Annotated in this window: 27 protein-coding genes; 14 read left to right on the top strand and 13 right to left on the bottom strand. The window is 35.1% G+C overall.

What is annotated here, in order from left to right:
- Nucleotides 1–58 precede the first annotated feature (58 nt).
- On the bottom strand, nt 59–526 hold the full coding sequence (gene ytfJ, locus M1D73_RS06950; RefSeq protein WP_000204234.1) for a GerW family sporulation protein: 468 nt from the start codon (nt 524–526) through the stop codon (nt 59–61).
- A gap of 188 nt (nt 527–714) precedes the next feature.
- On the opposite strand from ytfJ, the gene M1D73_RS06945 reads away from it, so the two are divergent.
- Nucleotides 715–1089, top strand: coding sequence for a hypothetical protein (locus M1D73_RS06945; RefSeq protein WP_000136542.1), 375 nt, complete (start codon nt 715–717; stop codon nt 1087–1089).
- A 35-nt stretch (nt 1090–1124) separates the two neighbouring features.
- Here M1D73_RS06945 and M1D73_RS06940 read toward each other — a convergent pair whose 3' ends face one another.
- Complete coding sequence (locus M1D73_RS06940; protein ID WP_000383524.1) at nt 1125–2468, bottom strand: TrkH family potassium uptake protein; 1344 nt, start codon at nt 2466–2468, stop codon at nt 1125–1127.
- 1185 nt (nt 2469–3653) lie between these two features.
- Here M1D73_RS06940 and M1D73_RS06935 point away from each other — a divergent pair.
- Nucleotides 3654–4889, top strand: coding sequence for a dicarboxylate/amino acid:cation symporter (locus M1D73_RS06935; protein ID WP_000814802.1), 1236 nt, complete (start codon nt 3654–3656; stop codon nt 4887–4889).
- 22 nt (nt 4890–4911) lie between these two features.
- Here the strand turns inward: M1D73_RS06935 and M1D73_RS06930 are convergent, their stop codons facing one another.
- A complete protein-coding gene (locus tag M1D73_RS06930) occupies nt 4912–5067 on the bottom strand; it encodes a hypothetical protein (protein WP_000184928.1) in 156 nt (51 codons plus the stop codon).
- A 155-nt stretch (nt 5068–5222) separates the two neighbouring features.
- A complete protein-coding gene (locus M1D73_RS06925; RefSeq protein WP_000081432.1) occupies nt 5223–5642 on the bottom strand; it encodes a MarR family winged helix-turn-helix transcriptional regulator in 420 nt (139 codons plus the stop codon).
- A 161-nt stretch (nt 5643–5803) separates the two neighbouring features.
- On the opposite strand from M1D73_RS06925, the gene M1D73_RS06920 reads away from it, so the two are divergent.
- Together M1D73_RS06920 and M1D73_RS06915 are read left to right on the top strand one after the other, a co-directional pair.
- Nucleotides 5804–6235: a YrvL family regulatory protein gene (locus M1D73_RS06920; RefSeq protein WP_121868156.1), complete on the top strand. Its 432-nt coding sequence runs from the start codon at nt 5804–5806 to the stop codon at nt 6233–6235.
- A 33-nt stretch (nt 6236–6268) separates the two neighbouring features.
- A complete protein-coding gene (locus M1D73_RS06915; RefSeq protein WP_121868155.1) occupies nt 6269–6856 on the top strand; it encodes a thioredoxin family protein in 588 nt (195 codons plus the stop codon).
- A gap of 29 nt (nt 6857–6885) precedes the next feature.
- Here the strand turns inward: M1D73_RS06915 and uppP are convergent, their stop codons facing one another.
- Nucleotides 6886–7677: a bacitracin resistance undecaprenyl-diphosphatase gene (gene uppP, locus M1D73_RS06910; RefSeq protein WP_000796253.1), complete on the bottom strand. Its 792-nt coding sequence runs from the start codon at nt 7675–7677 to the stop codon at nt 6886–6888.
- Between the two features lie 186 nt (nt 7678–7863).
- On the opposite strand from uppP, the gene M1D73_RS06905 reads away from it, so the two are divergent.
- The 3 genes from M1D73_RS06905 (at nt 7864) to M1D73_RS06895 (ending at nt 9640) form a co-directional block, all read left to right on the top strand.
- Nucleotides 7864–9222 carry an MATE family efflux transporter gene (locus tag M1D73_RS06905; RefSeq protein ID WP_121868154.1) on the top strand — a complete coding sequence of 453 codons (1359 nt, stop codon included), beginning with the start codon at nt 7864–7866 and terminating at the stop codon, nt 9220–9222.
- A 76-nt stretch (nt 9223–9298) separates the two neighbouring features.
- On the top strand, nt 9299–9472 hold the full coding sequence (locus M1D73_RS06900; RefSeq protein ID WP_000341062.1) for a hypothetical protein: 174 nt from the start codon (nt 9299–9301) through the stop codon (nt 9470–9472).
- A gap of 18 nt (nt 9473–9490) precedes the next feature.
- Nucleotides 9491–9640 carry a hypothetical protein gene (locus tag M1D73_RS06895; protein WP_000743742.1) on the top strand — a complete coding sequence of 50 codons (150 nt, stop codon included), beginning with the start codon at nt 9491–9493 and terminating at the stop codon, nt 9638–9640.
- An 81-nt stretch (nt 9641–9721) separates the two neighbouring features.
- Here M1D73_RS06895 and M1D73_RS06890 read toward each other — a convergent pair whose 3' ends face one another.
- Entirely contained in the window at nt 9722–10240 is a 519-nt protein-coding gene (locus M1D73_RS06890; RefSeq protein ID WP_121868153.1) for a biotin transporter BioY, read from the bottom strand.
- An 83-nt stretch (nt 10241–10323) separates the two neighbouring features.
- On the opposite strand from M1D73_RS06890, the gene M1D73_RS06885 reads away from it, so the two are divergent.
- Complete coding sequence (locus tag M1D73_RS06885) at nt 10324–11226, top strand: aminoglycoside phosphotransferase family protein (RefSeq protein WP_481158009.1); 903 nt, start codon at nt 10324–10326, stop codon at nt 11224–11226.
- 2 nt (nt 11227–11228) lie between these two features.
- Here M1D73_RS06885 and M1D73_RS06880 read toward each other — a convergent pair whose 3' ends face one another.
- From M1D73_RS06880 to amaA, 5 genes are all read right to left on the bottom strand, one after another.
- Nucleotides 11229–11390: a hypothetical protein gene (locus tag M1D73_RS06880; RefSeq protein WP_000651086.1), complete on the bottom strand. Its 162-nt coding sequence runs from the start codon at nt 11388–11390 to the stop codon at nt 11229–11231.
- A 185-nt stretch (nt 11391–11575) separates the two neighbouring features.
- Complete coding sequence (locus M1D73_RS06875; RefSeq protein ID WP_000544574.1) at nt 11576–12349, bottom strand: hypothetical protein; 774 nt, start codon at nt 12347–12349, stop codon at nt 11576–11578.
- A gap of 24 nt (nt 12350–12373) precedes the next feature.
- Nucleotides 12374–12820 (bottom strand): flavodoxin, encoded by a 447-nt coding sequence (locus tag M1D73_RS06870; protein ID WP_000041153.1) that lies wholly within the window; start codon nt 12818–12820, stop codon nt 12374–12376.
- A complete protein-coding gene (locus M1D73_RS06865; RefSeq protein WP_000929023.1) occupies nt 12813–12989 on the bottom strand; it encodes a hypothetical protein in 177 nt (58 codons plus the stop codon). The genes M1D73_RS06870 and M1D73_RS06865 overlap by 8 nt, the downstream gene beginning before the upstream one ends.
- A gap of 224 nt (nt 12990–13213) precedes the next feature.
- Nucleotides 13214–14383 carry an N-acyl-aliphatic-L-amino acid amidohydrolase gene (gene amaA / locus M1D73_RS06860; protein ID WP_001082783.1) on the bottom strand — a complete coding sequence of 390 codons (1170 nt, stop codon included), beginning with the start codon at nt 14381–14383 and terminating at the stop codon, nt 13214–13216.
- Between the two features lie 337 nt (nt 14384–14720).
- Between amaA and M1D73_RS06855 the strand changes: the two genes are divergently transcribed.
- The 5 genes from M1D73_RS06855 (at nt 14721) to dltD (ending at nt 19046) form a co-directional block, all read left to right on the top strand.
- A complete protein-coding gene (locus tag M1D73_RS06855) occupies nt 14721–14867 on the top strand; it encodes a teichoic acid D-Ala incorporation-associated protein DltX (protein ID WP_000440293.1) in 147 nt (48 codons plus the stop codon).
- Between the two features lie 12 nt (nt 14868–14879).
- Entirely contained in the window at nt 14880–16394 is a 1515-nt protein-coding gene (gene dltA / locus M1D73_RS06850) for a D-alanine--poly(phosphoribitol) ligase subunit DltA (protein WP_000770505.1), read from the top strand.
- Nucleotides 16391–17566, top strand: a complete 1176-nt coding sequence (gene dltB / locus M1D73_RS06845; RefSeq protein WP_000127933.1) for a D-alanyl-lipoteichoic acid biosynthesis protein DltB — start codon at nt 16391–16393, stop codon at nt 17564–17566. The genes dltA and dltB overlap by 4 nt, the downstream gene beginning before the upstream one ends.
- Before the next feature lie 68 nt (nt 17567–17634).
- A complete protein-coding gene (dltC, locus tag M1D73_RS06840) occupies nt 17635–17874 on the top strand; it encodes a D-alanine--poly(phosphoribitol) ligase subunit DltC (RefSeq protein WP_000807310.1) in 240 nt (79 codons plus the stop codon).
- Entirely contained in the window at nt 17871–19046 is a 1176-nt protein-coding gene (gene dltD / locus M1D73_RS06835; protein WP_121868152.1) for a D-alanyl-lipoteichoic acid biosynthesis protein DltD, read from the top strand. The genes dltC and dltD overlap by 4 nt, the downstream gene beginning before the upstream one ends.
- Nucleotides 19047–19067: 21 nt before the next feature.
- Here dltD and M1D73_RS06830 read toward each other — a convergent pair whose 3' ends face one another.
- Nucleotides 19068–20156, bottom strand: coding sequence for an NAD(P)H-dependent flavin oxidoreductase (locus tag M1D73_RS06830; RefSeq protein WP_000495279.1), 1089 nt, complete (start codon nt 20154–20156; stop codon nt 19068–19070).
- A 115-nt stretch (nt 20157–20271) separates the two neighbouring features.
- Here M1D73_RS06830 and M1D73_RS06825 point away from each other — a divergent pair, with 115 nt between their 5' ends.
- A complete protein-coding gene (locus tag M1D73_RS06825; RefSeq protein WP_000640079.1) occupies nt 20272–21192 on the top strand; it encodes a S66 peptidase family protein in 921 nt (306 codons plus the stop codon).
- Between the two features lie 33 nt (nt 21193–21225).
- Here M1D73_RS06825 and M1D73_RS06820 read toward each other — a convergent pair whose 3' ends face one another.
- Complete coding sequence (locus M1D73_RS06820) at nt 21226–21624, bottom strand: SseB family protein (RefSeq protein WP_000435265.1); 399 nt, start codon at nt 21622–21624, stop codon at nt 21226–21228.
- Between the last annotated feature and the right edge of the window lie 43 nt (nt 21625–21667).

Below are 21667 nucleotides of genomic sequence, written 5' to 3'. Positions count from 1 at the left end.
TCCGATCATCCTAAAGCGCACTTTTTCTAATATATCATAATTCCTAAAAAATGCAAGTTCACTTTTGACGACCATTCACAAATTTATCTACAGTGCTTGGTACAGTATTTAAAGCCTTTTCAATTAAATGTGTACTGCTGTTGAGATGTAATACTTGCACTCCATTAGAACCAACTACTAAAAAAGCTACTGGACTAATGGAAACCCCAGCCCCGCTTCCTCCTCCAAATGGATGCCCTTGTTTGTTCTCTTTATGCTGATTTTGCCCACCGTTATGTTTTTCAGTAATGAAATCCCCTTTAAAATCACTTCCACCAGCTCCAAAACCAAAAGCCACTTGAGATACTGTTAATACTACATTTCCGTCAGCTGTTGAAACCGGGCTCCCAACAATTGTATTTACATCTACCATTTCTTTTAAATTTGTCATTGCCGTTTTCATTAAATTTTCAATTGGATGTTCCATTATGTATTGCACCCTTTCCTCATTATTCCTTTTTATATTTTCCAAAATAGAGGAAGTCATACTAACTTTTCCTATTTCAAGAAAACATTTTCCTCCTTTTAAAAGATACTACTCCCTGTACATGCTCCGGTATAGTGAAACTTTAATCAGTGGGATGTGTACGTAGCTCGACTCTCACAAATAGCGGGATAAAAAAGAAAAAGAGATACATACTACTATTGAACCTTGTTATGAAAGGAGTCATGACTTTGACTGAGAAATTTGATGATTATAAAAGAAAAGATAGAATAGATAGTGATTATAGTGACTATAAAGAAGAGTACGCCGCTGAGGTTGCACCACAACGCATTGATTATGATTACAATGATAAAGACGATAAAGATGTTGTAAAATCGTCCGCTGCTGGATCAACTGCTGGTTTTATTGCTCTTGCGCTATCTATCTTATCGCTGTTTACATTTCCAACACTATTTGGTCTTGTTTCTGTTTTACTCGGTATTTACGCTTATAATCGCGGAGCTACTGTAACTGGCGGTATCGCTGCAGTTGTCGGTGGAATTGCTGCACTTATCGCAATTTTATTCCGAGTAGCACTTATTGGTCTATTGTTCTCCCTGTTCTAAAAAAGAAAAAGGTATCTCGCTTAACGCGGGATACCTTACCCTGTAAACACATCTTCCGATGGATATTTTATTTTTTGTTTTGCTGGTCGCGCTAAAGAGAACACAAGTGTTAATGGTCCAATTAATCCGCAGAACATAACAAACATAATAATACATTTTCCGAATGCCGATAGCTTTGCAGTAATTCCCATCGTTAATCCGACTGTGCCAAACGCTGATATTGTCTCAAATAATAATTGAATAAAGCTGAAGTTTTCTGTAAGCATTAATATGAATACCGCTGCTAAAATAAGTATTTGACTGGCAACAGCAATCGCTAAGGCCCTCGTTACTGTCGACATTTTAATTGTACGCTGAAATAAAACAATTTCCTCCTTTTTTCTAAAGAAAGAAAGGACAGATGTAATTAAGATAACAAACGTCGTTAATTTAATTCCTCCACCTGTCGATACACTTCCTGCACCAATAAACATCAAAATCATCGTAAATAATATAGATGATTCTTCCATACCTCCATAGTCAACCGTATTAAATCCAGCTGTCCGCGGAGTAATACCTTGAAAGAAGGAAGCCCATAGTTTTTCATTTAAAGATAAATTCCCTAACGTCTTCACATTATTATATTCCAATACAAAAATCACAATCATTGCTATAATATTTAGCACTACTGTTCCAATAATCATTATTTTTGAGTGAAGTGATAATTTTCGAAAACTGCGGCTATACCATATATCAATTAATACGGTAAAACCGAGTCCCCCAATTACAATTAAAGAGCAAATCCCAATATTAATAATGGGATCCCCTACATATCTTGTTAAATTATCTGGCCATAAAGCAAATCCTGCATTATTATAAGATGCAATTACATGAAAAATACTATAGTATAAACCTTTTCCAAAACCAAACTCTGGAATAAAGCGAAACGATAAAAAGATGACCCCAATAAGTTCAATACAAATCGAAAATATAAAGACACGCTTTACTAATTTTACAAGACCCCCTATATTTGTTTGATTAAATGCTTCTCCAATTAATAAACGATGGCGTAATCCGATTTTTTTACCTAGTACCCAAACAATTAAAATGGCAATTGTCATAAGGCCTAGACCACCTGTTTGAATTAAAAACATAATAACAATTTCGCCAAACATCGTAAATGTACTTGCTGTATCCACTACTCCCAAACCAGTTACGGTCGCTGCTGACGTTGCTGTAAAGAAAGCATCTACCCAACTAATATGTACTTTCGTTGCGAATGGTAATTTTAATAACAAACCGCCAACCACAATTAAGCAGAAAAAGCCTAATGCTAATATTTGTGGTGGGTTTAATCGTATAAGACGATTATACAGCCCTTGTTTTTTTGTTACGTCCATATCACTAACTCCCTTATTAAAGTGAAACTTTCCCCTCATACAATAAAAAGCTTTTTAAAAGCCCTTAAATAATTGGGACAAACCTTATATTCTCATAATATAGTTGAGCATAATCCTTTTTTTCATAGATTACAACTTTTATTTATATTCAGATTCCTTTTCGTTTTATGCCGGAAAACTCTATATCCTAACTCAATATTGCTAGCAATAACAATTTCATATGTACTATTTTTCAAATCCCCATATCTTTCACTCTATGTTCACATAGAGGTCACATCCACCTTTTATAGTATATGTATCGAAGCTGTTCCTCCCTAATTTATAAGACATTCCCCAGTGTCTTTGAATAGCTTCCATCCCTAATTAAATTGACATAAATTGTCCCCTTCCTTGACCATCTTATATATGATGGTCTTATTTTTTTGTCTTTCTATCTTTTATTTAAAACTCCCTCTCTCTTTCACTCTATATTCACACAGAGGTCACATCTACCTTTTATAGTATATGTATCGAAGTTGTTCCTCCCTAATTTATAAGACATTCCCCAGTGTCTTAAAGCAGCTTCCATCCCTAATTAAATTGACATAAATTGTCCCCTTCCTTGACCATCTTATATATGATGGTCTTATTTTTTTGTCTTTCTATCTTTTATTTAAAACTCCCTCTCTCTTTCACTCTATGTTCACACAGAGGTCACATCTACCTTTTATAGTATATGTATCGAAGTTGTTCCTCCCTAATTTATAAGACATTCCCCAGTGTCTTAAAGCAACTTCCATCCCTAATTAAATTGACATAAATTGTCCCCTTCCTTGACCATCTTATATATGATGGTCTTATTTTTTGTCTTTCTATCTTTTATTTAAAACTCCCCCTCTCTTTCACCCTATGTTCACATGAGAGTCACACCTACCTTTTATAGTATATGTATAGAAGTTGTTCCTCCCTAATTTATAAGACATTCCCCAGTGTCTTAAAGCAACTTCCATCCCTAATTAAATTGACATAAAATGTCCCCTTCCCTAGACCATCCTATGTGATGGTCTATTTTATTTTCCAAACACAAAATCAGTCTATCTACACTTAAACAAAAACGAAAAATTCAGAAAATATTGTCAAATCAGGTATTTTTTCGGTATAATTACTTTAGAAAGAAATTTCGCAAAAACAAAAGGGGGGATTTTATTGAAACAAACAAAAGCAATCTTAATCGCATTATTTCTAGGTCTAGTTGTTGGACTCACTCTAAATTTAGCTGCTCCATCTATCTTTGAGCCACTAAATCAATTTGTGTTCAACCCAATTGGTCAATTGTTTATTCGACTTATTAAAATGCTAGTTGTTCCTGTTGTGTTCATTTCTATCGTACTTGGTGCTGCCGGCCTTGGAGATCCGAAACAACTTGGAAGAATCGGTTTAAAATCAATTTCATTCTTTCTCGTAACAACTGCGGTTGCCATCTCTATAGCGGTTACATTTGCACTTATTATAAAACCAGGAGCTGGCGGTAATTTTAAAACAGAAGGTCTTAAGTATGAAGGTGCAAAAACTGAAACATCTTTCGTCGACACATTGCTAAATATCGTACCAGATAACCCAGCAAAAGCGATGGCTGACGGAAACATGTTACAAATCATTGCCTTTGCCGTATTGATTGGACTCGGTATAGCTATTTTAGGAAAACGAGTTCAAGGTATCCATTCATTACTTGAACAGGGCAACGAATTAATGATGTATCTTGTTAATCTCGTTATGAAATTAGCCCCAATTGGAACATTCGGTTTGCTCGCTTCATCCGTTGGTAAAATGGGGCTTGCAGGCGTCGCTGCGATGTTCAAGTATATGATTGTCGTTATGTTAGTACTCATTATTCACGGGGTCTTTGTATATGGCGGCTTATTAAAGGTATTAGCAAAAGAAAGTATTGTTCGTTTCTTTAAACATTTCGGACCAGTAATGGCAATTGGATTTAGTACATCTAGCTCTAATGCATCGCTTCCATTTGCAATGAAAACAGCACAAGATAAGCTTGGCGTTCCAAAAGCGATAAGCTCATTTGTACAACCACTAGGGGCAACTATTAATATGGATGGTACTGCCATTATGCAAGGGGTAGCCACTGTATTTATCGCTCAAGTATACGGAGTTGAACTTACATTACCGCAATTAGCTATGGTCGTATTAACTGCTGTACTAGCTAGTATCGGTACTGCTGGTGTACCTGGTGTTGGACTTGTAATGCTTACAATGGTTTTAAATCAAGTAAATCTACCAGTAGAAGGTATCGCTTTAATTATCGGTATTGACCGTATTTTAGATATGTCTAGAACAGCTGTAAACATTTCTGGTGATGCAATTTGCGCAATGATTGTCGCAAAATCAGAAGAAAAATATAATACGGATCAATCGGCAGCATCTTAAATCAAAAAAGGAGTGATGAATTTCACTCCTTTTTTGATTTACTCCCTTTTTTAGAACGATATTCTTTCCCTTTATTATCATTACCAGTTTCAAATTCAGTGCTAAATTCCTGATTAAACTGGCCAGACTTTGGTGATCCTTGATTACCGCTCCCTTTACTACCGTTACGATTCGTCATATTTCTCCCTCCCTTCCTTGTATTAGTAGTATGGCGCTCTATCTTTTTTCATACACATTTTATTTTTTAACATCTATTACACATGAAAGAAGACCTCCCATATATAAGGAAGATCTTCTATTTCATCACGTAAGCGTTTTCTTGTTTATAATCACTTAAATAAGTTTTTTGGAAATTGAAATCATTACATTCATTTCATCTTCTGAAAGTGCAGAGAATCTTTCTTGTAAATATTGTTTTTTCGCATCTTCCATTTTCGCAACTAAATCTTTCCCTTGTTCTGTAATCTCTAAATACACAACTCGGCGATCTGATGTAGAACGTGAACGAGTTACAAAACCTTTATTAATTAATTTTTCTGTAACAGCTGTAATATGACTATTCGACACATTTAATTCATTTGCTACACGCGATACCATTTCTTTATTCGTACGATTTAATATTCTCAGGACGATGAATTCATTCCACGGTATGTAACCACCAAATATTTTTCCGATATCATTACGCAATGTGCGAAACATAGCAAACACATTTGTCGATAGTTCTTCCATTAATTGCTCTCGATTTTGAGACAACTTTGACAGCTCCTTTTATTTCATTTAGTTAAATAAAAACCTTATTAATAATTTTACATGAAATCTTACTTTTTGTCACCTTATTTTCCCATAATTCGTAGTTTTTTAATATGTATTTCATGATAAAATGAAGTTAACTTCCAGAAAAAAGGGGTATCTTAATGCATGAGGAGGAGAGATTCTCAAATCTCAGCCTAAAAGATAAAACGATTATCATTAGTATTATTGCTCTTTTTCTCATTATAATTTTTGCATTTATATTTTTTGTATATGTAGGAATCTTTCAAATTACAGGTATAGAGTATAGTTCACGTATTGCGTTACTTCTCTTTTTTTTATTAATCACTTTCTTAGACAGTATTACATTTTTCATCTTCAGTTTCTTCAAAGCGCTGCTATATCCACTGACACAAAACATGCCAAATTGGATTTCTATTACTCTTTTCTCATTCATTGAAATTACACTAGATTGGTTCGTCATTCATACTGCTGATGATTGGATAGAAAGCGTACAAATGTCCAACATAGCTGAATTATGTGTCGTACTATTCTTTTTCCTCTTAAATAAATTATTAAGTGACGAGAAAGAGTAAGAATACAAGCTTTTCTATATAAAAATTGGTACAATGAAAGCAAATCTTACTAAAGAGGTGTTAATTATGAACTTACAACAATGGGCTGATAAAGGTATGTCCTTTGATACATATGTGAATGAAATGCAAGTAAACCAATACGAGCTACTACACATTTACAATAACTTTTTAATTCCAAATGAATTACTTCCTGTATTAGAAGAACGTCAAAATGACGGCTGGCGTGTTATCGTATTAACTGCTGATTGGTGTGGCGATGCTCTTTTATGCGTACCTGTTATGAAACGAATTTCTGAAGTTGCAAATATTGAAATGAGTTTATTAATTCGCGACGAAAACTTAGAATTAATGGATCAATATTTAACAAATGGAACAGCACGTGCGATTCCAATCTTTATTTTCATTGATAAAGATGGAAATGAACAAGCCGTCTTTGGACCACGCGCTCCAAAAGTACAAGAATTAGTAACTTCAATGCGCGCTACATTACCCGAAAAAGAAGATCCAAGATTCCAAGAAAAACAAAAAGAAATGTATGCTAATTTCCGTGCTACATTAGCTGATGATACTTCTCTTTGGGAGCATGTAATGGAAAATATGGTGGAAAAAATAGTAAAATAAAAACCTGCCGAGCTCGGCAGGTTTTTTTATTACATAATGAAGAAATAGAATACCGCAGCTAAAATGAAACGATAATAAGCGAACGGTGTTAGTTTCACACGAGATAATAATTTCAAGAATGAAACAATTGCAAGCATCGCAACAACGAATGCAGTTACAAATCCTGTTACAAATAGCGTTATATCTGCTGAGCTTAATACATCCCAGCTTTTAATTAAATCTAATCCACTTGCAGCTACCATCATCGGTACCGCTAAAATGAACGTATATTCAGCTGCCGCTGTATGCGACACGCGAGCTAATAAACCACCACTGATTGTAGAACCAGAACGAGAAAATCCTGGCCAAAGAGCCAAACATTGAAACATTCCAATTGTAAATGCCTGTTTATATGTGATTTCATCTAACGTTCTTGCTGTACTTGGTTTCGAAAACTTCTCAGCAACAATCATTAAAATACCACCGGCTACTAAGCTAATAACAACTGGTCCTGGACCAAATAAAACCTCTTTAATAGTGCTATGGAATAACACGCCAAGTATCCCAGCAGGAATCATCCCGATAATAATATGTAATAAATTTAACGATGGTCCGTCTGTTACTTTACCTATTCCAACTAACGACCATAGACGCTTCCAAAATATAACAACAACTGCTAAAATCGATCCCAATTGGATAACAACTTCAAAAACTTTCGCTCTCTCATCGTCAAATCCAATTAAATGTCCTGTTAAAATCATATGTCCTGTTGATGATACTGGTAGAAACTCTGTTAACCCTTCAACAGCACCCATGATTAAACCAATTAACCAATCAGCCACAAGTAGTGCCTCCTTAATAACAAATAATATGTAATTTTTTCACACCTTATCATAATACCTTATCCCTTTTCAAAGTGCATCCTTTTTTTATTGGCTTCATATGTTATAGGCGCGTATTTCTTTTCTAATCTTTGATTAAATTGTATGATAGTAAGAGTTTGTTTTTTTATACGGAAAGGGGATTTTATGAAAGAAACTACTTCATTCTCACAAAAGTTAAAGCAATTTGTATTACTATTTTTTCCGATTTTCGTAACGCAAATGTCATTATTTGCGATGAGTTTTTTTGATACAACAATGTCAGGACATGCAAGTCCAACTGATTTAGCAGGTGTTGCAATTGGAACAAGTATATGGATTCCAGTTAGTACGGGGTTAACAGGAATTTTAATGGCTACTACTCCCATTGTTGCACAGCTCGTTGGATCCAAGAAAAAAGAGGACGTTCCCCACGTTGTCATACAAGCAGTTTATTTAGCAATTTGTGCTAGCTTCGTTGTTATCCTCATCGGTTTTTTCGTCGTTTCACCTATTTTAAATGGCATGCGCTTAGAAGAACCTGTGGAACGTATTGCAGAGCAATTTTTAAGTATTATCGCAATAGGAATTATACCTTTATTCACTTACACTGTTTTACGTGGATTTATTGATGCATTAGGAAAAACTCGAACAACGATGATTATTACATTATTATCATTACCAATTAACGTAATATTAAATTACCTATTAATTTTTGGTAACTTCGGTTTCCCAAAGCTTGGTGGTGTCGGAGCAGCAATTGCTTCCACTGCAACATATTGGTGCATTTTAATTATTACAGTCATTATTATTCAGACGAAAGAGCCTTTTGCCTCTTTCAACATTTTCAAACAATTATACCGACCTTCTCTTTCGAGTTGGAAAGCATTCTTAAAACTTGGCGTCCCTATCGGATTTGCTATCTTTTTTGAAACGAGTATTTTCGCTGCGGTAACGCTCATGATGAGTAATTTTAGTACGACAACTATTGCAGCTCACCAAGCAGCTATGAACTTTGCTTCCTTGTTATATATGACTCCGCTAAGTTTAGCAATGGCAATGACTATTGCGGTCGGATTCGAAGTTGGAGCAAAACGTTACGATAATGCAAAACAATACGGATTGATTGGAATTGGATTAGCCCTTGCCTTTGCTTTATTATATTCGATTCTTCTCTACTTCTTTGATGATCAAATTGCTTCTATTTATACGACAGATGCAAAAGTTCATCATTTAGCAAAAGAATTTCTTATCTTTGCAATTTTATTTCAAATTTCAGATGCAATTGCAACCCCTGTACAAGGAGCTTTGCGTGGTTATAAAGATGTAAATGTTGCTCTAATTATGACTTTAATTGCTTATTGGATAATAGGTCTACCACTAGGTTACATATTAGCGACGTATACAGAATGGGCCGCGAAAGGCTATTGGATCGGTCTTATTATCGGTCTAGCATTTGGCGCTGCCTTCCTACTTATCCGTCTCTTTCAAGTACAACGAAAATATACAACACAAAACAGCCGCTAATAATAAAGCGGCTGTTTTCTTTATGCATATTTTTTCTTGTAACGTATAATATAATGAAAAAGAAAGGTGGGTACATATGGACGACAAAGAAAAAAAGCAATCATTCGATGAAGAATTTGCCCCTGAAATTTCACCTGGATATCGGCAAGATGTACATAAGCCACCTAAATATAAAAACACTTCGTTTTTAATGGGCATTACCATTTTCGCTGCTGTATTACTCATACTTATCATTTTCGTTTATTTTTGATGAAAGGTGGCCTATTATATGAAGAAACAAGATTCCAATCGTTCAAAAAGAACTGTTAAAACACAAAAAGGATATGCAGGAGATTCTGTTCATACTCTTAAACAAGTCGAGCAAGGGAATTTATATATTGCTCAAAAAGAACTTGGTCAACAAAATGAAAATCTTTAAAGGCCCTTTATTCCTTGAGGGCCTTTTTATTCCGCATTAAGTAATACACCCTCAAATGTTCTATTGAGCAATGAATTTCCTTTATTGTACGCGCTGCTTTTGTTCTAGCACCATAAATATATTATTAACCTTTACAATTTTCACTTCATAATTCAATTTCATTTCGCTTCTCTTACCATTTTCAGTACCCGCAACGTACGCTACAGCTTGATAAAGAAAACTCTCATCGGTCTCTTCACGTATCTCCTCGCTTGTAAATTTATACTCTAAATCTTGAAAACGATTTGGATAATAATTTTCCATTAATGGTTCATACCCTCTATTTAAAAATATTTCTTCACCTTTTCGTTTCACATCTTCTTTATTATTAAACTCAAACACTGATAGTTGTTCAGTCACAAAATGCTCTCCTACCTTTTTCATTTCATTATGAGTTAAATTTTCTATACTTTTGTTCTTTAACTCCTTATTTAACTCGTACTGATCAATCGGTTTAAAGGTAGCAAAAACCTCCTCTTTATATGACCAAAACAATACAAAAGCGATACATAGAGAAATGATTAACAGTCTTTTTTTCGTAATACTCCCGCCCTTCTTCATAATAATAGATATATTTTAACATATAGAAAGAAAATTCTGATATAATAAAATAGAATAACTTAACTCAGAAACGAGGAACAATTATGGACTCTTACAAATATTATATAAAAGAAGCTTTGCCTAATCTTTCTATACATTCATATAAACAAAATGAAGAAGGATGGGATAATGTAGCAGTTATAGTAAATGATGAGCTACTGTTTCGTTTCCCGCGAAAACAGGAATATGCGATGCGAATTCCGTTAGAAAAAGAACTATGCGCAATTCTCACTCAATCACTACAAGAAATCGAAGTTCCACAATATCACCTAATTTATAAAAACGAATCTGATGAGGTTCCTCTTTGTAGTTACTATACTCTCATTCATGGTGAACCATTAAAAACAGAAACAGTTGCCACGCTGGAGGATACAGAGCTGAAAGCAATTATTACACAATTAGCTACTTTCCTTGCGGTACTACATAGTATTCCTTTACACCAAGTTACAACGCTATGTTTCCCTATTGAAAAAACATGTACCTACTGGAAAGAGCTACAAACAAAATTAAACCAATATCTCACTACTAGCCTTACTTCATTACAGAAACTAGCCTTAAATCGCTTATTTGAAAATTTCTTTGCATGTTTAGCTACATCCACTTTTCAAAACACAATCATTCACGCTGATTTTACTCATCATCACATTTTATTTAACAAGCATAACAAAAGCATTTCAGGTGTTATCGATTTTGGTGATGCGCAAATTGGCGATCCTGCTTTTGATTTTGCAGGACTATATTATGATTTCGGAGATGAGTTTACTACATCTGTATATGAACAGTACAGTACACTTATTTCTCATCATGATCCATTACTCATTCATCGTATTACTACCTTTTATCAATACAGTCCTTTACTACATAATATTATTTATAACTTTGAGTCAGAGAATGAACTCGAATTCATTACAGGCACAGAACAGCTAAAAACGATATTACAGGGATGAGATTACATTCTCTCCCTATATACTCTCTCCTCATACATCATTAACTTTTTATCCATTTCAACAATAACTTTATACAATTGAAACGCCTGTAAAATTTGCAGTTGAATTTCAAAAGGAGCATTTTGTTCTTTTAACCATTGAAATACTTTTGTTTCATCTTTCATTGATTATTCCTCCCTTTATTCTGCTATTTGTGGGTAGCCCGATTAATGAGGGCTGATAATCAGTGGGTGATTGACAAAACCCCCACTGATTAAAGTTTCACTTTATTAAAATCTGCTACAAATATACCGTAAATGATGAAAAGCTTTTCATGTCAATAACAAAAAAGGATGCAAAGTTGCATCCTTTAATGAACTATATTTTTCTTCTGTTTCGCTTCTGTCTTTACTTCTTCCCCTTGGCATTCACTACGAAACGCGCAACTTATACACTCAGAACGAAAATGACGCTCTGTATAATGCTCAGGTTGCTCTAACATTTCTTTCATTCTAGATAAATCAGCCATTCCAGTTATAATATCTTCCTGTTTCGGAATGTACTCATACTTAGTTCCTTCTATTAAATTAATAACTTCAATTTTTCCTGGAAGAACTCCGAAAGCTTTATAACTGAATACTGTCATTAGCTTCTGACAAAGAGCAAGCATTTCCTCATCTGCATCGACAACATACTTTTTAATTACAAACGACTCAGCACTCCACTCACCAACTTCAAATGTCAATGACATGTGGACACCTAACTCTTCCATATATGTTTGAAACTTCTCGTATAAAAACAATGGTGGTGTCTGACTATCATCCTTTTCAACGAACTGTAATAAGTGATCCGTTAGCTTCGCTAATACAATATAGTACTCCGTCTTCGAAGCAAACATATTAATCCTTACTTTTTTCCAATACTTTTCTATTAATATTAAAAGTACAATTTTCGTTTGTTGACCCGCAGGTAGCGTGTAATACTCGTTAATAATTTGATTGACAATCATTTGTGCTATTTGTTGCCATTCAAATGAAGAAGGTTCTCTTCTTTTTATGTGACGAAAATAAAATTTATGCGGACAACGCATAAAATCATACAAATGATAATCTGTCATCGTTTTGATTGAGATTTTCTCATGCACTTGCTCTTCATCTCCCTTCTGCCATTAAGAAAGGTGTTTTACAAATTCAGCTCCAAACTGTAAACATTTTTCTACATCTTCATCTTCTGGCGTTAATTCTACTTTTAGTCCTTCTAACACAACTGCTGCCCCGCGCTCTTGTAGCTTTTCTATTAAAATGTCAACTGCCACTCCGTATTTCGGATAAGCCGAATCACATGATCCGAATACTGCCGCTTTTTTCCCAGTTAAATCAATAGAATCCATTGCATCATAAAAATCTAAGAAATCATCAGGAAGATCGCCATCTCCCCAAGTGTATGCACCTAAAATAATTCCATCATACTGTTCTAATATAGAAGCTTCTGGTGAATCCATAATATCAATAACTTCAATTTCATTTTCTGTTTCACGAATTACGCCGGCAATATGGTCAGCCATTTCCTCTGTATTTCCACTCATACTTGCAAAAATCATTACTAACTTACTCAACTGAACCTCTCCCTTTACTTTGTATCTCTTTTTCTGTTTGAATGCTCTTCTTCTCATCTACATATTCAGACCGAATTACATTTCTTTGCCATTCCATATGCTGATCAACATCTTTATTTTTATCTTTTAATCCCCTCCGCAGAAGGTGAAAATTCTTTCTCATTAACATGTCGCATCCATCCTATTGATAATAATTATCAATTCCAACTATATTTAGATTAATTGACATTGATTATCAATGTCAATAACTATTTTTAAAAAAATGATTAAAATGTACAAGCTTGTCCGTTAGCTATTCATATACTATGAATGAGCATAGTTCTTTCTCAGCCCTCTCTGACGGAAAGAAATAAAAGCAACTGCAATAGAGTGCAGTTGCCTTTTTTTGTTTTTCTATGATTTTAGTAATCTTATAGTCGTCTCTAAAAATAGCTCCACTCCACAAATTAATGCTGATTCATCCAAGTCAAATTTCGGATGATGATGTGGATAACAAGTATATATATTTTCATTACCTGTTCCTAATTTAATGAAACAACCAGGTGCTTTTCTTAAATATGCTGAAAAATCTTCTCCACCCATAGAAGGTTCAAGCTTCACAACACGCTCATTCCCAAACAAATGTAGTGCACTTTCTTCTACTATTTTCGTAATATATTCATCATTAATAACCGGATCATATCCATATCGATACGTATATGTATACGATCCTCCATGTGCTTCTGTAATTCCTTTCACAATTTTCTCGATTTTCCCTTCTGCTTCCACCCTCAATGCTTGATTAAATGAACGAACAGTTCCCATTAAAGTTGCTGTACTAGGAATAATATTGTCAGCCGTTCCCCCATGAAATTGTGTAACTGAAACAACCCTTTGCATAAAAGCACTTGTATTTCTTGATACGATATGTTGTAGATTTGTAATAATCTGTGCTCCGATAGCAATAGGATCTATCGTTTCTTCTGGTCGCGCCGCATGTCCTCCTTTGCCTTGAATCTCAACTGTAAATACGTCTGGAGCTGCCATCATCGGTCCATATGCAATTCCTATCTTTCCACTCTCAAGTCCTGACATAACATGTAAACCTATTACATAATCAACACCGTCCATTACACCTGCCTCAACCATTTCTTGTCCCCCGCCTGGATACACCTCTTCTGCGTGCTGAAAGAATAGACGAATCTCACCTGCAAAATCTTCCTTTATATTTGATAACACCTCTGCTGTACTTAATAAAATAGCTGCGTGAGCATCGTGCCCACATGCATGCATCATTCCTTTATTCACAGATGTATAAGATTTACTTGTCTCCTCTTGAATTGGCAAAGCGTCTATATCAGCTCGAATCGCAATTACTTTCCCTTGCTTCACACCTCTTTTAATTGCTAGTACACTATATTTCGTCGGTCTCGTTACTTCAAAAGAAGAAAATGAGCATAATGTATCATATATAAATTGCGAAGTTTCTTTTTCATGAAATGATAATTCCGGATACTTATGGAAATGCCTTCTCCATTTCACGATATTTTCTTCCGAAATTAGATTCTTCCACACTCTATTCATGATAATTTCCTCCTTTTCAAAAGAACTAGAAATTTAAAAGTTTACTCCGTCTTAAATGATTAATAAAAACAAACACTGTATTTTTACGTATTCTTATAGTCCACTTTTATGTATTCACACAATCCACTTTCTATTTACATGTCAAACCCATTACAAATTCATGCTGAATGTAATATAATTGCTAAGTTAGGGATTTTCTTTTTTAGTATTTAGTGCTAATATCAGAAAAGAGCCTTTTGACTTATTTTTACCTAAAATGTGGGATTTTGTTTTTTTCACAATAATGTAGGACATGATACCTACAAAGAGCTATTATTTCATTAAGAGAGGGAAAGACATGGAAAGATTAAAAGAGATATGGTCTCGACCACTCACACAATGGGTTGCAAAGACGGTTTATTATCTTGCAATTTTATTTGCATTACTTTGGTTGTATGGATTCCATGATACAAACACAAGTACATTTATTTACAATGAATTCTAGGGTGGGAACGTTATGAAGTTATTAGAACAAATTGAAAAGTGGGCTGCAGAAACGCCTGATCAAACCGCTTTTGTTTGGCGAGATGCGAAAATTACGTACAAACAATTAAAGGAAGATTCTGATGCGTTAGCACATTGGATTTCTTCTGAGTATCCAGACGATCGTTCACCAATTATGGTGTATGGCCATATGCAACCTGAAATGATTATTAACTTTTTAGGATGTGTAAAAGCTGGACATGCTTACATTCCTGTAGATTTATCTATCCCAGCTGATCGTGTACAACGTATTGCTGAAAATTCTGGTGCGAAATTACTTTTATCGGCAACAGCAGTAACTGTAACTGATTTACCAGTTCGCATCGTAAGTGAAGACAACTTAAAAGATATTTTCTTTACTCATAAAGGGAACACTCCAAATCCTGAACATGCGGTAAAAGGTGATGAGAATTTCTACATTATTTACACATCAGGAAGCACAGGTAATCCGAAAGGGGTTCAGATTACTTATAACTGCCTTGTTAGCTTTACAAAATGGGCTGTAGAAGATTTCAACTTACAAACAGGGCAAGTATTCTTAAACCAAGCACCTTTCTCATTCGATTTATCTGTAATGGATATTTACCCATCATTAGTAACAGGTGGTACACTTTGGGCAATCGATAAAGATATGATTGCGCGTCCAAAAGACTTGTTTGCTTCTTTAGAGCAATCGGATATTCAAGTATGGACTTCCACACCTTCTTTCGCTGAAATGTGTTTAATGGAAGCATCTTTCTCTGAGAGTATGCTACCGAACATGAAAACATTCTTATTCTGCGGCGAAGTGTTACCAAATGAAGTGGCTAGAAAATTAATTGAACGTTTCCCTAAAGCAACAATTATGAATACGTATGGTCCAACAGAAGCTACTGTCGCTGTAACAGGTATTCACGTTACAGAAGAAGTGCTTGATCAATACAAATCACTTCCAGTTGGCTATTGTAAATCAGACTGTCGCCTTCTTATTATGAAAGAAGATGGCACGATCGCACCTGATGGTGAAAAAGGTGAAATCGTAATTGTCGGTCCAAGCGTAAGCGTTGGATATTTAGGAAGCCCTGAATTAACAGAAAAAGCATTTACTATGATTGACGGTGAGCGCGCCTATAAAACAGGCGATGCTGGCTATGTTGAAAATGGTCTTCTATTCTATAATGGTCGTCTTGATTTCCAAATTAAGCTGCATGGTTATCGAATGGAATTAGAAGAAATTGAGCATCACCTTCGTGCGTGTTCTTACGTAGAAGGAGCAGTTATCGTTCCAATTAAAAAAGGTGAGAAATACGATTATTTATTAGCGGTTGTTGTTCCTGGAGAACATTCATTTGAAAAAGAATTCAAATTAACATCTGCAATCAAAAAAGAACTCAATGAGCGATTACCAAACTACATGATTCCACGTAAATTCATGTATCAATCTTCTATTCCAATGACACCAAATGGAAAGGTAGATCGCAAAAAATTATTGAGTGAGGTTACAGCATGACCGCATATGGATCATTTTATTTTTTCGCTATAGTGGGCATTTTATTAATACCTACTATCATAGCTGGATTAAAAGGTAAAATGTTGCGCAAATATAATGCCGTTTTAACATTAGTCATGATTGCTATTATCTTCTCAGATAAACCAAAGCAAGCAATGATGCTAGCTGCATTTATTATTTGGCAATATGTCCTTATTAAAGGCTATTTAATTTTAAGAAAACAAAATAATAGTACATTCACATTTTGCATAGCTGTTATTTTATCGATTTTGCCTCTTATTTTGGCAAAAATCGCGCCGTTTGCATCGTTTTTACCTGAGTTAAAACTTGTTGTTTTCCTAGGTATATCTTACGTAACATTCAGAGCAGTTCAAATGGTATTTGAAGTTCGTGATGGTTTAATTAAAGAGCTTTCTTTCTTTAACTTCTGGGAATTCGTTTTATTCTTCCCTGCGATTTCAACAGGACCTATCGATCGTTACCGAAGATTCCAAAAAGATATTCAAAAGCCACCTAGCGCTGAAGAATATCAAAATTTACTATATACAGGACTAAATCGTATTTTCCAAGGTTTCTTGTATAAATTTATTATTGCTTACTTAATAAAGCAATATTGTATGGATCCAGCATTCGCTCAACACGATACAATATTTTCAAATATGATTTACATGTATAGCTATAGCTTATATCTATTCTTTGATTTTGCTGGTTATAGCTCTTTTGTAATTGGTGTAAGTTATATGATGGGAATTAAAACGCCAGAAAACTTCAATAAGCCATTCCTTAGTCGTAATATTAAAGACTTCTGGAACCGCTGGCACATGAGTTTATCATTCTGGTTCCGTGATTTTATTTACATGCGTTTCGTCTTTTTTGCAACGAAGAAAAAGTTAATTAAGAACCGTTACACTATTTCGTATATCGGTGCATTTTTAAACTTCTTCATTATGGGAATTTGGCACATCCAAGGAAGCGCTGTTGCGCAGTATGTTATTTATGGTCTATACCATGCCGCACTGTTTATTTTATTCGATATTTTTGAACGAAAAAACAAGAAGCATAAGTTTTGGCCAAACAATAAATTTACACACATTCTTGCGATTGTAATTACGTTCCACGTTGTATGTTTCGGTTTCCTAATCTTCTCTGGACACCTTAACAGATACTTTTAATGCACCCTTCTTATTCCATTAAGAAGTTGCACATATAATATATTTCGGATATAAAGGAGATTTTAAAAATGGCAGAATTCAAAGAGCAAGTATTAGATATTTTAGAAGAAGTATGTGAAAACGATATTGTGAAAGAAAACTTAGATGTTCAATTATTTGAAGAAGGTATCCTTGATTCTTTCGCTGTAGTATCTTTATTAGTTGAATTCCAAGAGCGTTTAGATATTGAAGTTTCTATTTCTGATTTTGACCGTGACGAGTGGGCTACACCAAACATGGTTATTAAAAAGTTGGAAGAAATCCGATGAACAAAGCAAAATTTGGTCCGATGCTTTTAGCATTGGCCCTTTTTGCTGTATTCTTACTTATTCCAACGCGCTTCCTACTTCCACTTTTAAGTGATGAAAAAGTAGAACAAGCTGCTACTTCTTTAAAAGAAGAAAAAATTCAAAGTATGATTTTACAGCAAAAGATGTTAGCAGATCCAAAATATCTTCCGATGTACGGTTCATCGGAATTCGCACGTATGGATGCTTTCCATCCATCTAATTATTTTAAAGTAAAGCCTGAAGGATTTACGCCATTCCTTCTTGGACGCGGCGGAACACAAGACCTTGTACATGTATTAAACTTCGCATCTACAATGGATCAATTGAAAGATAAGAAAATGGTATTCGTTCTTTCTCCGCAATGGTTTGTACCACAAGGTATTGACGAAACGCACTTTGCACCTAACTTTTCAAAACAACAAGGTTACCACTTCATTTTCAACAATGATTTAAAACCTGAAATGAAAAAACAAATTGCAAAGCGTTTATTAAACTTTGAGATTGTAAAAAAAGAAACTTTATTAAAAATTTCGCTTGAAGGTATCGCTTATGATGATACGAAGTATAAAGTAAAAGCACTTGCTGCTAAACCTTTCGCTTATATTTATCGTAACATTTTAGATCGTAAAGATTTATTTACAGCTATGTTTAATATTAAACCGCACAAAGAGAAGCTCGATCCTTCATTAAAACAAATGAACTGGGAAGAGGCTCGTAAACATGCGGATCAAACAGGTGCAGCAGAATCTGGATCTAATGAATATGGTATCGAAGATGGTTACTTCAATAGCAAAATTAAGAAAAAATTAAAGCAACGTGAAGGTTACTTAAAAAATGATGCTTATGACCAATCGCCAGAATATAAAGATTTACAAATTGTACTTGATTTATTAAAACAATCTGGTGCAAAACCACTCTTCATTTCTGTTCCTGTCAAAGGTCCTTGGTACGACTACGCTGGCTTCCCGAAAGAACGCCGCGAAGCATACTATAAGAAAGTTCATGAGCAAATTGAAAAAGCTGGTTATCCAATTGCCGACTTCTCAAATCATGAATACGATAAATACTTCTTAAAAGATCATATGCACTTAGGTTGGAAAGGCTGGGTTTACATCGACGAAGCCATCCAACAATTTTATAAAGCAAACTAACGAAAAGACCGCTTGAATTACTCAAGTGGTCTTTTTGTATATATTTTGTAATTGCTCGATTGCATTCGCCGCTTCTTTCATAACTCGCTCCACTACATGCTGAGCTGATTCGATTCGTGCCAATGATGCTGCCTGTCCTGCCCAAAGTGACATATATTCTTCCTTATTTTGCTTCGCTGCCTCTTGGCGTATTTTAGAAGTTAATACGTTTTGCACTGGATATACCGGAAGCCCTTCTTCTTTTCCTTCATGCCTTTCTATAAATTCATTCCGAATACCGCGTGCATATTTCCCGGAAAACGCACGAGTTACAGTTGTGCTCGTATCTGTACTATGTAAAACCGCTTCTTTATACACATCGTGCGTAATACTCTCTTCACTTGTTAAAAAGGCTGATCCCATTTGAACACCTTCTGCTCCTAATGCCAAAGCCGCAACAAGCCCTTGTCCGTTCATTACACCACCTGCTGCGACAATTGGGATATGCGGAATAACCCCTACTAACTGAGGTATTAACGCAAACGTACCAATCATAGCATCTCGTTCTTTCCCAATAAACGTTCCTCTATGCCCTCCTGCTTCGCTACCTTGCCCAATAATAATATCTACTCCTAGCTCAGCAAGTACTTTCGCTTCCTTCACATGGGTAGCTGTTCCGATAACTTTTATTCCACTTCTTTTTAAATCATTTATTTCTTCTTTTTCTAACGTTTGAAATGCAAAGCTAACGACCGGTACTTTTTCATCTAATAGCACTTGTAATTGTTCCTTATAGCTTTTTGGAAGCTTTAACGTTCCTTCTACTTCTATACCTAATTCTCTATTCACTCCGCTTAGTAATACTTTCGCCTCATTTACCTTCTCTTCTTCTATTTCTATCTCTTTCGTTACAAGTAAATTAACACCGAAAGGCTTATCTGTTAGTTCTCTTATTCTATAAATCGCTTCACGAATTTGTTCTGGGCTCATATAGCCGGCTCCAAGCGTCCCTAATCCTCCACTATTACTTACTGCTGCAACAAGTTCTGGCGTCGTAATCGCGCCTGCCATACCGGCTTGAACAACGGGATACTCAATTTTTAATATGTCTGTTACTCGACTTGTAAACATCATTTTCCCTCCTATTTCCTTTATATCTTCTTTATTTGATAAGCTTTCCCCTGCTTTTGCAAGGGTTGAACTTCATATGAAGCGAATATATTGAAAGAGAAGGAGGCTGAGCTTAATGATTTATCCAAATGCATTAAAACAAGGTGATACAGTAATGATTATTGCACCATCTGGTCCACCTACAATCGAAAGTGTATTAAAAGGTGTGAATGTATTACAAGAGATGGGGTTATCCGTAATAATCGGGAAGAGTGTTTACGAGAAATATGGATTTTTAGCCGGAAGTGATCAAGTTCGGCTTGACGATATACATGAAGCATTTACAAATAATGAAGTGAAGGCAATTTTTTGTGCACGAGGTGGTTATGGAAGTGCTCGTCTTCTTCCTCACATTCAATATGAAGTTATTAGGCAAAATCCAAAAATCTTTTGGGGATATAGCGATATTACAGCTTTACATACTGCTGTTTCACGTTATGCAAAGCTTATAACATTTCATGGTCCGATGATTGAAGAGCTAGGAAAAGGCATTGATTCCCTATCTTTATCCTCTTTTAATCAGCTATTCCATCCGTATTCAACCATTTTATCTGCATCAGAATGTATCGTACCTAGCTCTCACAGTACAGTTACAAGTACGTTAGTTGGAGGAAATTTAGCTGTGTTAACAAGTATAATTGGCTCGCCCTACGAGATAATTACGAACAATACACTTTTATTACTTGAAGACATTGGTGAAGAACCGTACCGCATTGACCGTATGTTAAATCAGCTACTTTTATCTGGAAAGTTTAATGAATGCAGGGGCGTTATTTTCACAAGTTGTCACGACTGCACTCCTTCAAAGCCCTCTCAATCATTGCAAACAATATTATATGAATATTTCGCGCCATATCATATACCTGTCCTATTCGATTTACCAATTGGACATATAAGTCCAAACATCGGTATTCCACTTGGAGCTACAGCGACAATAAACACGAATAATAAAACAGTCTCTATTTCTTCTGGTATAGCCACTTCATATTCAAATTAAAAAGTAAAAGGAAAAGCGATTACGCTTTTCCTTTTACTTATAATAATTAAAAATTCGTCCAGATGCGATATCTGCAATTTCTTCTGGAATAAATGTTTTACTTATATCAGTGCCAACATTTAATACAGCTGTAGCATCTTTCTCAATGCTACCAAATAACTCTTTCCCACGTATCGTAATAAGGGGCGTTCCTTCTGGCAACACATCTTTTACAAATTCCATTTGTGTAAAGAACGGAACGATCCATCTACCTTCTCCTTGGAAATGACGCAAACGAAGTATTCCTTCTGTTGCCCCGTCCTCTGCTTCTAGTGAACCAGCAACATAAAACTCAGTAGATAAGAGCAATTCATAAAATTCCTTTTGCTTCTGTTTATCATCCCCTGCTACAACAAGTACCTCTTCTAATTTCTTTACTGAAATTTGCTCCATATGATGCCACCCCTATTTTCAAAATGATTGTACTTAGATTATA

Source organism: Bacillus sp. PK3-067 (assembly GCF_056738645.1).
Note: the sequence above shows the minus strand (reverse complement) of the source record. Positions and strands in the feature narration are given on the sequence as shown.

Coding starts and splice junctions, on each gene's coding strand:
- ytfJ (WP_000204234.1), bottom strand. CDS start 526: ATGACTTCCTCTATTTTGGAAAATATAAAAAGGAATAATGAGGAAAGG.
- M1D73_RS06940 (WP_000383524.1), bottom strand. CDS start 2,468: ATGGACGTAACAAAAAAACAAGGGCTGTATAATCGTCTTATACGATTA.
- M1D73_RS06930 (WP_000184928.1), bottom strand. CDS start 5,067: ATGACGAATCGTAACGGTAGTAAAGGGAGCGGTAATCAAGGATCACCA.
- M1D73_RS06920 (WP_121868156.1), top strand. CDS start 5,804: ATGCATGAGGAGGAGAGATTCTCAAATCTCAGCCTAAAAGATAAAACG.
- M1D73_RS06915 (WP_121868155.1), top strand. CDS start 6,269: ATGAAAGCAAATCTTACTAAAGAGGTGTTAATTATGAACTTACAACAA.
- M1D73_RS06905 (WP_121868154.1), top strand. CDS start 7,864: ATGAAAGAAACTACTTCATTCTCACAAAAGTTAAAGCAATTTGTATTA.
- M1D73_RS06900 (WP_000341062.1), top strand. CDS start 9,299: ATGGACGACAAAGAAAAAAAGCAATCATTCGATGAAGAATTTGCCCCT.
- M1D73_RS06895 (WP_000743742.1), top strand. CDS start 9,491: ATGAAGAAACAAGATTCCAATCGTTCAAAAAGAACTGTTAAAACACAA.
- M1D73_RS06890 (WP_121868153.1), bottom strand. CDS start 10,240: ATGAAGAAGGGCGGGAGTATTACGAAAAAAAGACTGTTAATCATTTCT.
- M1D73_RS06885 (WP_481158009.1), top strand. CDS start 10,324: ATGGACTCTTACAAATATTATATAAAAGAAGCTTTGCCTAATCTTTCT.
- M1D73_RS06880 (WP_000651086.1), bottom strand. CDS start 11,390: ATGAAAGATGAAACAAAAGTATTTCAATGGTTAAAAGAACAAAATGCT.
- M1D73_RS06865 (WP_000929023.1), bottom strand. CDS start 12,989: ATGTTAATGAGAAAGAATTTTCACCTTCTGCGGAGGGGATTAAAAGAT.
- amaA (WP_001082783.1), bottom strand. CDS start 14,383: ATGAATAGAGTGTGGAAGAATCTAATTTCGGAAGAAAATATCGTGAAA.
- M1D73_RS06855 (WP_000440293.1), top strand. CDS start 14,721: ATGGAAAGATTAAAAGAGATATGGTCTCGACCACTCACACAATGGGTT.
- dltA (WP_000770505.1), top strand. CDS start 14,880: ATGAAGTTATTAGAACAAATTGAAAAGTGGGCTGCAGAAACGCCTGAT.
- dltB (WP_000127933.1), top strand. CDS start 16,391: ATGACCGCATATGGATCATTTTATTTTTTCGCTATAGTGGGCATTTTA.
- dltC (WP_000807310.1), top strand. CDS start 17,635: ATGGCAGAATTCAAAGAGCAAGTATTAGATATTTTAGAAGAAGTATGT.
- dltD (WP_121868152.1), top strand. CDS start 17,871: ATGAACAAAGCAAAATTTGGTCCGATGCTTTTAGCATTGGCCCTTTTT.
- M1D73_RS06830 (WP_000495279.1), bottom strand. CDS start 20,156: ATGTTTACAAGTCGAGTAACAGACATATTAAAAATTGAGTATCCCGTT.
- M1D73_RS06825 (WP_000640079.1), top strand. CDS start 20,272: ATGATTTATCCAAATGCATTAAAACAAGGTGATACAGTAATGATTATT.
- M1D73_RS06820 (WP_000435265.1), bottom strand. CDS start 21,624: ATGGAGCAAATTTCAGTAAAGAAATTAGAAGAGGTACTTGTTGTAGCA.